This window comes from Leclercia sp. 1548 (assembly GCF_050435045.1).
Taxonomy (GTDB): Bacteria; Pseudomonadota; Gammaproteobacteria; order Enterobacterales; family Enterobacteriaceae; genus Enterobacter; species Enterobacter adecarboxylatus.
This window is the reverse complement of sequence record NZ_JBNDJP010000002.1, coordinates 448,659-461,975: the sequence shown is the minus strand read 5'-3', so window position 1 is coordinate 461,975 and position 13,317 is coordinate 448,659. Positions and strand designations below refer to the sequence as shown.

Genomic DNA, 13,317 nt, shown 5'->3' with positions numbered 1-13,317 from the left:
TTATCCCCGAATATCTGCAATAAACTGGCTCAGCACGTTCTCTTTCTCGATCGTGCGTTCGGCATAGTCACGGGCTACCGTGTTCTCTTTGGGCATCGTCAGCGCCTGTTCGATCCCGGCCACCAGCGCGGGTACTGACTCGGGTTCAACGCATACGGCGATCCCCGGCAGGCTGGTACACAGCTGGCCCAGCTCGGTGTGGGGTTCGGCGGTGATCACCGCATTACCGCCCACCGCCAGAATATTGGTCAGCTTGGAGGGCAGCACCGCATCCGCCGCGCCGCGCTTTTGCACCACCAGATGGCAGTCAGCCATTTTCAGCAGCGCCGGTAGGGCGTCGTAAGATTGCAGCGGGAAGAACTGAATATTCTGCAGGCCGCGCTCGCGGGCCATTTTCTCCAGCCGCGCTTTACCGCCGCCCTGCCCGACAATCACAAACTGCCAGGGCTTATCGCTGAGCGCAGCAGCGGCATCGATCACGTTTTCCAGCCCCTGCTTCTCACCGATGTTGCCGGAATAGAGAACGATTTTGTGTGCCTCGGCCAGACCCAACTGCGCACGCAGCGCCGCCACGTCGGCAGGTGTTACGTCGCGAAAACGCGCCACTTCCGACCAGTTGGGGAAGAAGATCACCTTTTCCGCAGCCACGCCCTTCTCCTGCGCTTTGTTCATCATCGAGCGCGAGATAGTCGAGACGTAATCGACGTTGTGCAGGCCGCTGCGCTCAAACGCGCTGGCCAGTCTGGCGACTTTGCCGCCCTTGCCTTTGCCCGCCATACCCAGGCCGAGCATGGCGTCCACTTCATAATCCTGAATGTGTAACAGCGTGCGGGCGCCAGAGAGTTTGCCCAGCAGGCGCATGCCTGGAGTGCAAAACAGGGTGGGCACCACGCCAATAATGCGATCCGGCTTCCAGCGACGTTGCGCCATCAGCGGGAAGAAACTGCTCAGGGCAAAGCTGCCCAGGTGAATCAAACGCTTTAAGGTCGATGGCTGCTTCGGCACATACAGCGGGCAGCGCCAGACGGTGGCCGCTCCCTCTTCGCGGCGGTAGCGCCAGCTGGAGTAGTGCTTACCTACCTGCCATTCCGGGTAGTAAGGCGGGGCCGTAATGACCCGCACCTCATGCCCCTGGCGGGCCATCCACTCCACCATCTCGCCGGTGTATTTGCCGATACCGGTGAGCTCTGGCGAGTAGTTAATTCCGTACACAAGGATTTTCATACACTTCATCCTTCAACCTGACTCTGCGTTGGCTGCGTCTGCTCACCCCAGTCACTTGCTTCAGCAAGCTCCTGGGGATTCCCAGACTTGCCGCCTTGATTCAGGCTGAATGATTTCGTGTAACATCCCGGCACCCCGGCCTGACGATCCGCCAGGAAGTAGGCCCGGCTGTTGTCATGCACGTTATCGCTTGCCAGCAGGGCATCCGGCTTGAGCCAGCGATAGTCGTCATGCTGAGAATCAGGCAGACGCAGGTCTGCCTCATTCACTTGCAGGCGATATCCGAGCACCACGTAGTGGGTGGTAAAATCGGTGCCGGAAAAGTTGTCGTCATAGAAGTGCTGCCAGACGCCGTAGAACTGCCCCGCCGTCATTGGCAGGCGCAGCCCCAGCTCCGCTTGCGTCAGACGTGCAAAGGCATTTTCCAGCGTCTCGTCTTTCTGCACTCGCCCACCCGGCACGAACCAGTAGCCCTGCGCCGGACGGTTGGTGCGTTGCCCGAGCAGAAACTCGCCCCGCTCGTTCTCCACAATCAGATCGATGGAGATAAGCGGAGTGGAACGCACCACAGTGGCAAAATCTTCCTGACTTAAAAACATATCTACCCCCGGAAGCGCTGCTGGTTTTCCAGGAACCACTGGTAGGTACTGGCCAGCCCCTGCGCCAGGTTCACCTCGTGGAACCAGCCCAGCAGATGCAGACGGGTCACATCCAACAGCTTGCGCGGTGTGCCGTCAGGTTTGCTGGCATCGAAGGCGACGCGGCCCTTGTATCCCACCACCTGAGCAATGGTCTCTGCCAGCTCGCGGATGGTGCAATCCACCCCGGTACCGACGTTGATGTGCGACAGCATCGGCTCGGTGTTCTCCTGCCACACCTCGCGGGCCAGCTCCATGACGTGAATGCTGGCAGCAGCCATATCATCCACGTGCAGGAATTCACGCATTGGCGTGCCGCTGCCCCACACCACCACTTCCGGTGCGTTGTTCGCGGTTGCCTCGTGAAAACGACGCAGCAGCGCCGGGATCACATGGGAGTTGCTCGGGTGGAAGTTATCGTTCGGCCCGTACAGGTTGGTCGGCATCACCGAGCGATAGTCGCGGCCATGCTGGCGGTTATAGGACTCGCACAGCTTGATCCCGGCAATCTTGGCGATGGCGTACGGCTCGTTGGTCGCTTCCAGCGTACCCTGCAGCAGTTCGCTCTCGGCAATCGGCTGTTTCGCCATCTTCGGGTAGATACAGGAGGATCCGAGGAACAGCAGCTTATTCACGTTATGCAGATGCGCAGCGTGAATGATGTTGCTCTCGATCATCATGTTTTCGTAGATGAAATCCGCCGGATAGGTGTTGTTGGCGACGATGCCGCCCACTTTTGCCGCCGCCAGATAAACCTGGTCGATGCGCTGGTCGGCAAAAAATGCCTGCACCGCAACGGGATCCAGCAGATTCAGTTCATCACGGGTGCGCAGCACCAGCTCGACGTCGCCCCGCTGTTCCAGCTGGCGAACAATCGCGGAACCCACCATTCCGCGATGACCGGCAACAAAGATTCGTTGTTTGCTCATACTCAGGACTCCAGCGCGATGGCAACCTCGTAGCCATGGGACTTGAGCAGGGAGTGTTTCTTCGCCGCTTCAAGATCGTGGGCAACCATCTCGGACACCATCTCCTGCAGGGTGATTTCCGGCTTCCAGCCCAGTTTTTCGTGCGCTTTGCTTGGGTCGCCCAGCAGGGTTTCCACTTCAGCAGGACGGAAGTAACGCGGGTCAACCTGGACAATCACATCACCTGGTTTCACGCCCGGTGCGTCATGGCCGGTGACAGAAACAACGATGCCTTTCTCATCTACGCCGGTGCCTTCAAAGCGCAGCTTGATACCCAGCTGGGCGGCCGCCATCTCAACGAACTGACGCACGGAGTACTGCACGCCGGTGGCGATAACGAAGTCTTCTGGTTTTTCCTGCTGCAGCATCATCCACTGCATTTTCACGTAGTCTTTGGCATGGCCCCAGTCACGCAGGGAGTCCATGTTGCCGAGGTGCAGGCAGGATTCCAGACCCTGAGCGATGTTGGCGATAGCGCGGGTGATCTTACGGGTAACGAAGGTTTCGCCGCGGCGTGGGGATTCGTGGTTGAACAGAATACCGTTGCACGCGTAGATGCCGTAGGACTCGCGGTAGTTCACGGTGATCCAGTAGGCGTACATTTTAGCGACCGCATACGGCGAACGCGGATAGAACGGCGTGGTCTCTTTCTGCGGGATTTCCTGCACCAGGCCATACAGCTCAGAGGTGGATGCCTGGTAGAAACGGGTCTTCTTCTCCAGACCTAGGAAGCGGATAGCTTCCAGCAGACGCAGGGTACCCATTGCATCCACGTCGGCAGTGTATTCCGGGGATTCGAAGGAGACCGCTACGTGGCTCATCGCGCCCAGGTTATAGACCTCATCCGGCTGCACTTCCTGCAGGATACGGGTCAGGTTGGAGCTATCGGTCAGGTCACCGTAGTGCAGGTGGAATTTCGGGTTAGCGGCATGAGGATCCTGATAGATATGATCCACGCGCTCGGTGTTAAACGAGGAGGCACGACGTTTGATTCCGTGCACTTCGTAGCCTTTTTCCAGCAGAAGTTCTGCCAGATAAGAACCATCCTGTCCGGTAACGCCGGTGATGAGAGCGACTTTAGACATGTTTATTTTCTCCAGACTTATCAGAAGTTATTCAGTTTCAACGCGTTCGCGTATCACCACTGCGGGATTGCCACGGCAAAGCTTATTTGCCGGAAGCGATTTAAAAACACTGCTGCGCGCACCAACAACGGTGCCATCGCCAATGGAAACGCCAGGCGCGACAAAAACGTCGGTCGCCAGCCAGCATTTCTCACCCAGGGTGATGGGCTGCGCATTAATATCAAAATGTTGACTCATATAATCGTGACTGCCGGTACACAAATAACACTTTTGTGACACCACAGAATTGGCGCCAATCGTAATATCACCCAGCGTATATAACACCGCATCGTCTCCCACCCATGCGTTATCCCCTAAGGTTAATTTCCATGGGTAGGTAATTTTTACTGACGGACGAATGACTGCGTTTTTTCCGATTTTTGCGCCGAACAGCCGTAATAAAAAGGCACGCCAGCGGTACATAATTTGTGGTGACCAGGCAAATAAGGTTGCCTGCACCGCCCACCATAACTGCACTTTAATACCGCCTGCGCCTCGAAATCCTTTAGGCACAGAGAAGCCGCTTAATTCCTGCATTGTGTTTCCTTATATTCAGGCTTTGTTATATAAGGCTTTCGTTTTACCCGTCGTTTTCAGACGTAATAAATAAGACAATTCCGCGAATACGCCCGGCATGCGCAATATCTCGCGCTGCACTTTTTTGGCATCCTGGCATAATTCAAGATTATTCGAGGTTGACACGCCGCCCATCGAGAATTCAGAGACCAGCCCGGGCAGACGTTTAAAAGGATAACCGGCTTTATACATTCTGGCGGTCAGGGCGTAATCGGACGAGACGCGATATTGCAGTTCGTACGGGTACGTTTTTAATCCACTTACGGGGAAGAAAATCGCCTGGTGGCTGGCCGGCAAGCTGTGATAAATATACCAGCCCGGTTTTGCCGCCCGGCGCACTTTATTTCCGTCACCAAAATCGAGTAACGCGTCGCCAAGGATCATGGCATTACCCTGCACTCTGGCGAGCTGGCGCACAAACTGCGCCACGTCTTCATGAAAAATATCACCGGAGTTGAGAAAGATAGCGTAACGCCCCTGGGCCATGTCGATGCCTTTATTCATGGCATCGTAGATACCGCGATCCTTCTCGCTAACGTAACGTAAGTTGAACTCACCGTTCAGTTTTTCAAGAAATTCTGCCGTGCCATCGTTCGAGCCGCCATCTACCACAATCCATTCAAAGCTGAGGCTGGGATCGCGCGCCAGGTTGCGCAGCGAACGCCAGGTTTTTACCACGCCGTCAAGGTTACGGAAGGCAACAGTAATAACGCTGAGTAACATAAACCACCTCGTTATGAACGCGTAATATTAAGCGCCTTGCGCAAAATAAACGGGCAAACAATTAAGAATGCGTATTCCGGGCTAAATATTGACCCGGTAAAAAACAGCGACACCGGCGTAAAAAGATAAAGCTGTACGCGAAAATTCTGATTATCACCAAAGGCGTTGATCGTCATTTTGAAAACTTTGAACAGATACCACGCCGTTAATAACACTGCGAACCATGAGAAATAAATAATCAGCAGATACAAGCCATTGTCTATGGTTTTTCCGACGTCCGCACCGTTAAAGATTCCGAATGATGCGACATATTCATAAAGTGAGCCAAATCTGACTACGCCATCAATATGGGTTAAAGAGTACCCCACCATCACCAGCGGACCGATAATACGGTAATAGGATGACGACCCTTCGGTACCCAAATCACCCAGACGTTCGGAAATATACGGGAAGGCGAATACCACCCCGACCAAAAACACCGACAGCGAAATGATCGCCAAGGGTAACTTTTTCTTGATTGCCTCTTTATTCAGATACTGAAATGCCCACTCCAGAAGGTAAAACAGGATAAAGGTCATTACCCCGGAGAACGAGCCTGACAGAACAATTCCTGCAAGAATCATAGCATCGCTCTTGGGCGTTTTGATACCAAACTGTTTGATGCTGAGCCAAATTGAGATTAACGCCAGAGCAAAGAATGCCGGTTCGAAATAGAGCGCGGTAGTACGCTTGCCGCCAAATTTAATGAAATTCAGTACATAGCTATTACTGTAAATAAGATATTTCGAAATTATTTCCATCAGGCTACTGCCGCCCGTCAAAATAATTTGCGCCATCTCCATTGCGGCTAAAATCACAATGATGCCAATGACAAGATAAAAGAACCTGAGGATCTTCCGATAATTGTGCGGCGAGATGGTTTTAAAGCGAATACTCCACACCATACCGATAATGATCACGATATAGACAAACAGCATGGTGGAGGTGACATATTTGCTGGCGTCCAGCGATTGACCAAAGATGTAGTTAAAGAGGGTCAGCCCGGCCCCCAGCCCCAGCGCAATCAACAGCTTCTTAACGCTAATCTTCTCGACGAAGAGCAACAGCAGCACCGGTAAAAAGGTCACGATGGTGATGGGGAAGCTTTCACCCAGCTGGGCAATTTTGACGTTGACCAGCAGGTAGATCAGCGGCAGCAGCAGATAGCTACAGATTCTGATAGAACGAGACATACTCCTCCAGCATCTGTTGTCCACTGTAGGCCTGGCGGCTGCGGGTGCGGAACGATTCCAGGTCGGTGCCAAAAACAGCCTGAGCGATCTCCGCCTTCGACAGCTGCACCAGCGGCAGCACCTCGTTTTCACTGAACGTCCTGCCGCCGGATTTCTCCAGCACTTCCCGGGCAGCATCGCTATGGGTCGCAATCACTGGCACCCCGATGGAGAGCGCTTCGCACAAAATCAGCGGATAGTTATCCACGCGGGAGCTGAACACCAGCGCATCCATACCGTTCAGGGCGCTCATCAGCTTGCGCTTGTCGGTTTCGAAACCGTGGTTAATCACGTTCGCACCGTCGAACGGCGAGAACTTACCGAAGGTGTGCAGTTCCACTTTATCGCCGAGCGCCATGATCTGACGCACCAGCTGCTGGTTGGTTTTGCCGTCGTAGCGCAGGTCGTGCGCCACCACTGCGATTTTCGGTTTGCCTGGCGTCACCGCGACCGGCGTCAGTTCCGCCAGAATGGCTTCCGTCGCCACATCAATACCGTTGTTGATAATCCGGCAGCGCCCTGCCCCATACAGGCTGTTAAAGGCCTCAGCCACATGCTGGCTGGGAGAGATAAATTGGCAGCCGAGCGCCAGCATGTCGCGGAACAGCTGGCGTTTTCCGTCCACCAGCTGGTGGGCGCGATCCACCTTCACCGGGGGATAGTTGCCGAGGGTCGGGCACTTCTGGCAGTGGTTTTTCCAGCCTTCGCAGCCGTCAGTAAAGGCGCAGCGGCCGGTCACGCTCCAGTGATCGTGCAGCGTCCAGACGAACGTGGTATCCGGTTTATGCGCCTTCACCTTTTCACAGAAGGCCACCACCTCTTCCAGCTTCAACCAGTAGCTGTGCAGGACGTGGAAATGCAACACCACCGGGCCAGACGTGCGGGTCACGGTGCGATACAGGCTATTAAGGTTGCCGAACAGATCGCGGTTAAACAGGCGGAACAGCGCGATGTTCGCCACTGAGGTCAGCCGCGGGGTGTGCTTCACCACCTGCGGGTAGCGATCGTGGCTGACGCTTTTCTTGCCACCCTTGCCGTAACCGTAGATAAAGCGCGACTGAAGGCCTTTTTCCAGCGCGCGCTGGTGCAGATCCAGCGCCACCCCTGCCGCCCCGCCCTCGGCGAGGCGTACGTTAAATTGCAGAATATTCATTTGATCACCTTCACCCGGGCCTTCTCACCCACCACCAGCGCGTTGTCGGGGATGCTGTCGAGCACCACGCTCCCGGCCCCGATGGTGACGTTATTACCCACGGTGATATCACCAATCATCACCACGTTGGCACCCAGCTCAACGTTATTGCCAATCACCGGGCAGGCCAGGCTGTCCGGGCCGCGGTTGCCGAGGGTCACGCCGTGACGAATGGTAAAATCATCCCCGGCCACCACGAACTTATTGATCACCACGGCATAACCATGGTGAATGGTAAAGCGACGCCCGATGGTGGCCGCGGCCTGGATTTCGTAGCCGAAGAAGCACTCGGTGATGATGCGGTAGAGCACCAGCACCGGCGCGGCCCACAGGTTGTTGAGGACGTTCTTTTTACGCCAGACGGAGCAAAAATGGGCCACCCGATAGGCCAGCACCATGCAGCAAGGGCGCAGGCTCCAGCTGTTTGCGCGACAATCTTCCAGCACCATTATTTCCCCCGCAGCCCATCAGCCAGACGCTTGCCGTTACGCACCGAGATCAGCGTCAGCAGCGTGCGCCAGTTCATGCGCTTATTGCGGATCTGATACAGGGTAAACAGCTGATATTTGCGGCTGGCGCGATCGAACTTGTCCCGGTGCTTGCGGTAGAAGTGGAAGTAACCGGAGAACTTTTTCGGCGACGAGGTGATCTGCATCTCGCCGTGATTGATGTGCAGGATCTGCGTCGCCTCGTCCACCTTCCACGGCTCGCCATACTCCACCACCATTCGCAGGAAGATGTCGTAGTCCTGGGCGGCCTTCAGTTCGGTATCGAACAGGCACTCCTTGAAGCGCCATGCCCAGGTAAAGACCTGATTACCAATGATATTGCGTTTGTAGAACAGGTGACGCGAGTAAGGCGATTTCGGATAGAGCGGCAGACTGGCGGGCTGGGAATAGACTTCCCCCTCGCAAACGTAGTCATTGGCATACAGAAACGCATGGGTGACCAGATGATGCTGGTGCGCCAGGAAAGTAGAGAGCCGGTTCGGCGTCCACTCATCATCGTCGTCAATGCCGGTCAGGTACTGGCCGTTGGCCTGCATGATCGCCTGGTTACGTACCGCACAGGCGCCTGAGTTAATGGCATTGTGGGTGTAGACCACCCGCGGATCGTTGAGGTCGGTGACAAACTGCTGCAGTTGTTCCCAGGAGGAGGAGCAGTCATCAACGATGATCAGCTCCCAGTGGTCATAGTCCTGGCGCAATACCGACTTTATCGCACGGATCGCCAACTGCTGACGGTTCCATGTCGGCATATAAATAGAAATCAAAGGGCGTGTTGTCATGGTATTCCCCGAATGGCTCATTACTTACTGTCCGACTTGTATTCGTACTCGTAATACCCGTAATCCTGATACCCGGTAGCGCGACGGAAGATGGAGTTGAGGATCACCCCTTTCACCGGAATGCCGTTCTGCTCGAAGCGGCTGAGGCTGGTTTCCACCTCTTTCAGGGTGTTCACCGCATAACGCGCCACCATCAGGGTGGTGCCCGCGTGGCGACCGACAATCGCCGCATCGGTGACGGCCAGGATTGGCGGGGTATCGATCAGCACCAGGTCATAATTCTCGCTGGCCCATTTCACCAGTTGGGTGAATCGCTCGCTCATCAGCAGTTCTGACGGGTTCGGTGGCACCTGACCACGCGAGACGAGGTCAAAGTTAGGGACAGAGGTCGGTTTCGCGGACTGGCTGATATCGCCCTTGCCCAGCAGGATGTCCGACAGACCGTTCACGTTATTGGTGCCCAGCAGCTCGTGGGTGTAGCCCTTACGCATGTCGCAGTCGATCAGCAGCACGCGCTTGTTGGTCTGGCTGACCACCGCCGCCAGGTTGGCACAGACGAAGGTTTTACCGATGGACGGGCTGACCCCGGTGAGCATCAGAACGTTGTTGCTGGCCTGCATCATGGCGAAGTGCAGGCTGGTGCGCAGGCTGCGAATGGCTTCAATGGCCAGATCCGTTGGGTTGCCCACGGCCAGCAGCTGGCTCTGTTTGTAGCGTTTAACCCCGTTGGTGGTTTTGACGCTGTCACGCGACTTCTGCCATTCCGACAGCGGGATGCTGGCGTAGACGTTGATGCCGTGCTCTTCCAGCACCTGCGGGCTTTCGATCCCCCGGTTAAACAGGGAGCGCAGCAGCACACCGACGATAGAGAGCATCAGGCCAAGAATAATGCTGCCGAGAATAATCAGCGCCTTCTTCGGCTTCAGCACGCCAGGCTGGGTGATGGCCGGATCGACAATCCGCACGTCGCCAACGGTGCTCGCTTCGGTGATCTTCAGCTCCTGCTGTTTGTTCAACAGCTGCATATAGACCTGCTGACCAGACTCCACGTCGCGGGTCAGACGCAAGATCTCCTGCTGGGTTTTTGGCATCGCGGTGACGCGGCCATTGAGCTTGGCTTTTTCCTCTTCCAGCGTCTGGCGTTTTTCCAGCAGCGTGCGGTAGGCAGGGTGGCGTTTGGTGTAGAGCTTGGAAATTTCCGCCTCTTTAAAGGTCAGCTCGTTAAGCTGGGCATCGATATTGACCATCGAATCCAGCACCGACTTCGCCTCAAGCGGCAGATCGACAGAATCTTTATCCTGACGGAAGGCGTTGAGCTTGTTCTCGGCTTCGTCCAGATGACCGCGCACTTCCGGGAGCTGTTTCGCCAGGAACTCGAGACTTTTGGACGCCTCTTCCGACTTGCGCTTCACGTTCTGCGCCTGGTAGTTGCGGGTGATGCTGTTGAGAATGTCGCGGATCTTGTCCTTATCTTCCCCGGTAAAGGTCAGACTCAGCACCCCGGTATCTTTTCCGGTTTCGGTAACCGTCAGGTTGCCCTGCAGGTTGTTAATCATCCCCAGCATCGAGAATTTGCTGACGGTGAACTCGCTGCCGGGCTGGGCACGAATGTCGCTGACCATCATGCTCACGCCGTCTTTCTCCAGCATCTCCCCTACCTTGCCGCGAGCGCTAAACCCGGCGTCGCTGGTGAGCTGATACTGGTTTTTATCCAGCACCTCGAGGGTAAAGACCTGGCTGGCCCCCCCGGCGGGCAGCGTAAAGGTGGTCACTTTTACGGTGTCGTTTTGCCGGCCCATCAACCGATCCCAGCCCGCGCCAAACACCGGGAAGGTGTTTTTGCTGACGCCGATGTCGAGATCGAGATCGTCCACGGTTTTACCCAGCACCAGGCGGGACTGGATCAACTCGATTTCCGCCTGCGAGGCGGGCGGCTTGTTCGCCAGCGCCGAACCGATGTCCTGCACCAGAGAACTGCCGCTATTCTGCTCAATTTGCACCAGCGCGTCGGCGCTGTAGATTGGGGTGGCGAAGAGGGTGTAAATCACTGCCGCCACGGCAAACACTGCGGTGATACCCAGCACCCACCAGCGCGCCTCTACCACGGTGCCGATCAGGCGACCAATATCAATTTCATCACTGCCCGCACTCGGGGTGGAAGAAGGTTTTACGTTTGCTGTCATTATTATCCCTGCTGAACGTTCAGTGCCTGTGCCCACTGGCGGGCAGACTGGTCGAGTAAGGTGTAAACCGCCTCAAACGCTTCATGACTTTTGCGATACGGATCGGGGATCTCACGCTCGTTATCCCAGTGTCCAAACAACATCACCTTGCCACGCATCTCCGGTGCGATATCGCACAGGGCGTGGATGTGGCGTTTTTCCATGGCCAGGATCAGGTCATAGTCGCGGCACAGGCTGGCTGACACCTGACGGGCGCAATGCCCGTCGAGCGAAAGCTGATGCTCTGCCGCAACCTGACTTGCCCGTGCATCGGCCCCTTTACCCACCAGCGCGCCCAGCCCGGCTGACGCGACGGTCAGCTGTGGCTGGTACTGCTTCAAAAGCCGCTCAGCGGTAGGGGAACGGCAGATGTTCCCCACACAAACCACCAGAATTTTGTTAAACATCGTTATCACCAGTTGTGGTACTGATGTACCGTGTCGGTCATGGTATGGATATTGTTGATGGTCGGCATCAGCTGGTTCATCACACGGTTCCAGCGCGTTATCGGCGCGGTGGTGACGTACACCACGTCATACGGCTGGAGGCGGAAGCCGGTTGCCATCACCAGCGAAGTGGCATCAGACATATCCAGCTGGTAGACGTTGGCAATCTTGCCCTTCGCACTGTTTCCTGTAATCGGACGGATCACGAAGATACCGCTGGCGTCGGAGGTGCTCATATCCAGCCCTTCTGCGTTGCCCAGCGCTTCGGTCAGGGTCATACCGCTGAAGTCCATCTTGAGGGTGCTCTGTTTCTTCACTTCACCCATCACGAACACTTTCAGGTCGTCATTGCGCGGAACATACAGGATGTCACTCGGATAGAGCAGACGGTTCTGGCTCAGATCGCCGTTCTGCATCAGCGCCTGCAGGGAGATACGCTCCTCTTTGCCTTTATGGGTCAGCACCGCATTGCGCCAGTCGGCGCCATCGGTCAGCCCGCCCGCGGCGTTGATGGCGTCAAGCACCGTCAGCGGCACGTTGGTGATCGGCTGCTGGCCGGATTTATTGACCTGGCCGGAGACATAGACTTTCTGCGAACGGAATGCGGCGATATTAACGTCCACCTGCGGGTCAGCGATGTACTGCGCTAAACGGCCGGTAATATCACTACGGATCTGGGAAAGGGTTTTACCGACAACACGGATTTTGCCGACATAGGGATAAAACATGGTGCCATCTGCCTGAACCCAGTTGCCGGTATCGCTGGAGCTACGATACTGCCCCGCCGGGGTGGTCAGTTCCGGGTGATCCCAGACGGTGACGTTGATGACATCCCCAGGCCCCACGCGGTACTGGTAGTTGGCAATCTCCTGGTCGAGGCTGTCGTTAGGTCGCGCCACAACCGGGCGAGGGCGTAATTGTTCAACCAGCTGCGGGGTCATTGGATAAACATTCACCATGCGGTTGATATCAAAATCAGCATCCTGCTGTTTAATCACATCCTTGCCCGATGATGACATATTGCTGCCGGGAAAGACCGTACAACCACTCATCAAGGTCACAGACACCAATAATGGCATCAATTTCATTTTGGATTTCATCATTGATTATTTATCACTATGGAAGAGTAATTATCCTGTGCATTTAAATAAGCGCGGAGGCGTATTACTTTTAGCATGCAGTCATTAAAAGTGAAATATAACTGGCATCAGTCCTAAAAGAGGCTTATTTGCATTCAGACTATTGACAGAATAATCGAGGCTGATTAACACGCTTTCAGGCACGCTACCGCCCTTGGCTTTCAGTTACCAATCTACTGTTTAAACAGTAAGTTATGAGTAAACACCCTCTTTGATGTTGCATAACGGAAAATATAAAAGGCAGGATAATTCCGAACCCGATATAAGTTTTTCACGTCATTAAACCGACACAGAAATAGCATCAAAAAGACAGCGCCATTTAATGCTGAAAGAATTGTTGCAGCTAACGGAATAGCAGGCAAGGAAACATCAACGAAGGCGTGGCTTTTAAGATTAGTATTAACGCCGACATTTCTGCGTTTTTAGGAATAGCTTTATATTGACTTTATTAAACAACAATCATTAGCCTGCGATATTTCTTATTTTTCGTTAATCCAGACTAATCG

The 13,317-nt window shown here is 55.1% G+C and carries 12 protein-coding genes and 1 pseudogene; all 13 read right to left on the bottom strand.

The window, feature by feature from the left end; all coding sequences use genetic code 11:
• Positions 1–1,224, bottom strand: a complete 1,224-nt coding sequence (wcaI, locus tag ABIE02_RS07385; RefSeq protein ID WP_336994491.1) for a colanic acid biosynthesis fucosyltransferase WcaI — start codon at positions 1,222–1,224, stop codon at positions 1–3.
• Between the two features lie 125 nt (positions 1,225–1,349).
• A pseudogene (locus ABIE02_RS07380) lies at positions 1,350–1,823 on the bottom strand (GDP-mannose mannosyl hydrolase); the annotation flags it as partial.
• A gap of 2 nt (positions 1,824–1,825) precedes the next feature.
• Positions 1,826–2,791: a GDP-L-fucose synthase gene (fcl, locus tag ABIE02_RS07375; RefSeq protein WP_336994490.1), complete on the bottom strand. Its 966-nt coding sequence runs from the start codon at positions 2,789–2,791 to the stop codon at positions 1,826–1,828.
• 2 nt (positions 2,792–2,793) lie between these two features.
• Complete coding sequence (gene gmd, locus ABIE02_RS07370) at positions 2,794–3,915, bottom strand: GDP-mannose 4,6-dehydratase (protein WP_032612394.1); 1,122 nt, start codon at positions 3,913–3,915, stop codon at positions 2,794–2,796.
• Positions 3,916–3,942: 27 nt separating this feature from the next.
• On the bottom strand, positions 3,943–4,491 hold the full coding sequence (gene wcaF, locus ABIE02_RS07365) for a colanic acid biosynthesis acetyltransferase WcaF (protein WP_059307561.1): 549 nt from the start codon (positions 4,489–4,491) through the stop codon (positions 3,943–3,945).
• A gap of 15 nt (positions 4,492–4,506) precedes the next feature.
• Entirely contained in the window at positions 4,507–5,253 is a 747-nt protein-coding gene (wcaE, locus tag ABIE02_RS07360) for a colanic acid biosynthesis glycosyltransferase WcaE (protein WP_077226512.1), read from the bottom strand.
• An 11-nt stretch (positions 5,254–5,264) separates the two neighbouring features.
• The gene (gene wcaD, locus ABIE02_RS07355) at positions 5,265–6,485 is read right to left on the bottom strand and encodes a colanic acid polymerase WcaD (protein WP_032612400.1); all 1,221 of its coding nucleotides are present in this window, start codon (positions 6,483–6,485) and stop codon (positions 5,265–5,267) included.
• Positions 6,460–7,677, bottom strand: a complete 1,218-nt coding sequence (wcaC, locus tag ABIE02_RS07350) for a colanic acid biosynthesis glycosyltransferase WcaC (protein WP_032612403.1) — start codon at positions 7,675–7,677, stop codon at positions 6,460–6,462. Before wcaC ends, wcaD begins: the two co-directional genes overlap by 26 nt.
• Complete coding sequence (gene wcaB, locus ABIE02_RS07345) at positions 7,674–8,162, bottom strand: colanic acid biosynthesis acetyltransferase WcaB (protein WP_103792230.1); 489 nt, start codon at positions 8,160–8,162, stop codon at positions 7,674–7,676. Before wcaB ends, wcaC begins: the two co-directional genes overlap by 4 nt.
• A 2-nt stretch (positions 8,163–8,164) precedes the next feature.
• Positions 8,165–9,004, bottom strand: a complete 840-nt coding sequence (gene wcaA / locus ABIE02_RS07340; RefSeq protein WP_032612407.1) for a colanic acid biosynthesis glycosyltransferase WcaA — start codon at positions 9,002–9,004, stop codon at positions 8,165–8,167.
• A 20-nt stretch (positions 9,005–9,024) separates the two neighbouring features.
• Positions 9,025–11,187, bottom strand: a complete 2,163-nt coding sequence (gene wzc, locus ABIE02_RS07335) for a tyrosine-protein kinase Wzc (RefSeq protein WP_077226514.1) — start codon at positions 11,185–11,187, stop codon at positions 9,025–9,027.
• 2 nt (positions 11,188–11,189) lie between these two features.
• The gene (gene wzb, locus ABIE02_RS07330; protein WP_032612411.1) at positions 11,190–11,633 is read right to left on the bottom strand and encodes a low molecular weight protein-tyrosine-phosphatase Wzb; all 444 of its coding nucleotides are present in this window, start codon (positions 11,631–11,633) and stop codon (positions 11,190–11,192) included.
• 5 nt (positions 11,634–11,638) lie between these two features.
• Complete coding sequence (locus ABIE02_RS07325; RefSeq protein WP_032612413.1) at positions 11,639–12,775, bottom strand: polysaccharide export protein; 1,137 nt, start codon at positions 12,773–12,775, stop codon at positions 11,639–11,641.
• Between the last annotated feature and the right edge of the window lie 542 nt (positions 12,776–13,317).

What these genes read in the sequence shown, in the direction of transcription:
- wcaI (WP_336994491.1), bottom strand. Translation starts at nt 1,224, where the DNA reads ATGAAAATCCTTGTGTACGGAATTAACTACTCGCCAGAGCTCACCGGT.
- fcl (WP_336994490.1), bottom strand. Translation starts at nt 2,791, where the DNA reads ATGAGCAAACAACGAATCTTTGTTGCCGGTCATCGCGGAATGGTGGGT.
- gmd (WP_032612394.1), bottom strand. Translation starts at nt 3,915, where the DNA reads ATGTCTAAAGTCGCTCTCATCACCGGCGTTACCGGACAGGATGGTTCT.
- wcaF (WP_059307561.1), bottom strand. Translation starts at nt 4,491, where the DNA reads ATGCAGGAATTAAGCGGCTTCTCTGTGCCTAAAGGATTTCGAGGCGCA.
- wcaE (WP_077226512.1), bottom strand. Translation starts at nt 5,253, where the DNA reads ATGTTACTCAGCGTTATTACTGTTGCCTTCCGTAACCTTGACGGCGTG.
- wcaD (WP_032612400.1), bottom strand. Translation starts at nt 6,485, where the DNA reads ATGTCTCGTTCTATCAGAATCTGTAGCTATCTGCTGCTGCCGCTGATC.
- wcaC (WP_032612403.1), bottom strand. Translation starts at nt 7,677, where the DNA reads ATGAATATTCTGCAATTTAACGTACGCCTCGCCGAGGGCGGGGCGGCA.
- wcaA (WP_032612407.1), bottom strand. Translation starts at nt 9,004, where the DNA reads ATGACAACACGCCCTTTGATTTCTATTTATATGCCGACATGGAACCGT.
- wzc (WP_077226514.1), bottom strand. Translation starts at nt 11,187, where the DNA reads ATGACAGCAAACGTAAAACCTTCTTCCACCCCGAGTGCGGGCAGTGAT.
- wzb (WP_032612411.1), bottom strand. Translation starts at nt 11,633, where the DNA reads ATGTTTAACAAAATTCTGGTGGTTTGTGTGGGGAACATCTGCCGTTCC.
- ABIE02_RS07325 (WP_032612413.1), bottom strand. Translation starts at nt 12,775, where the DNA reads ATGATGAAATCCAAAATGAAATTGATGCCATTATTGGTGTCTGTGACC.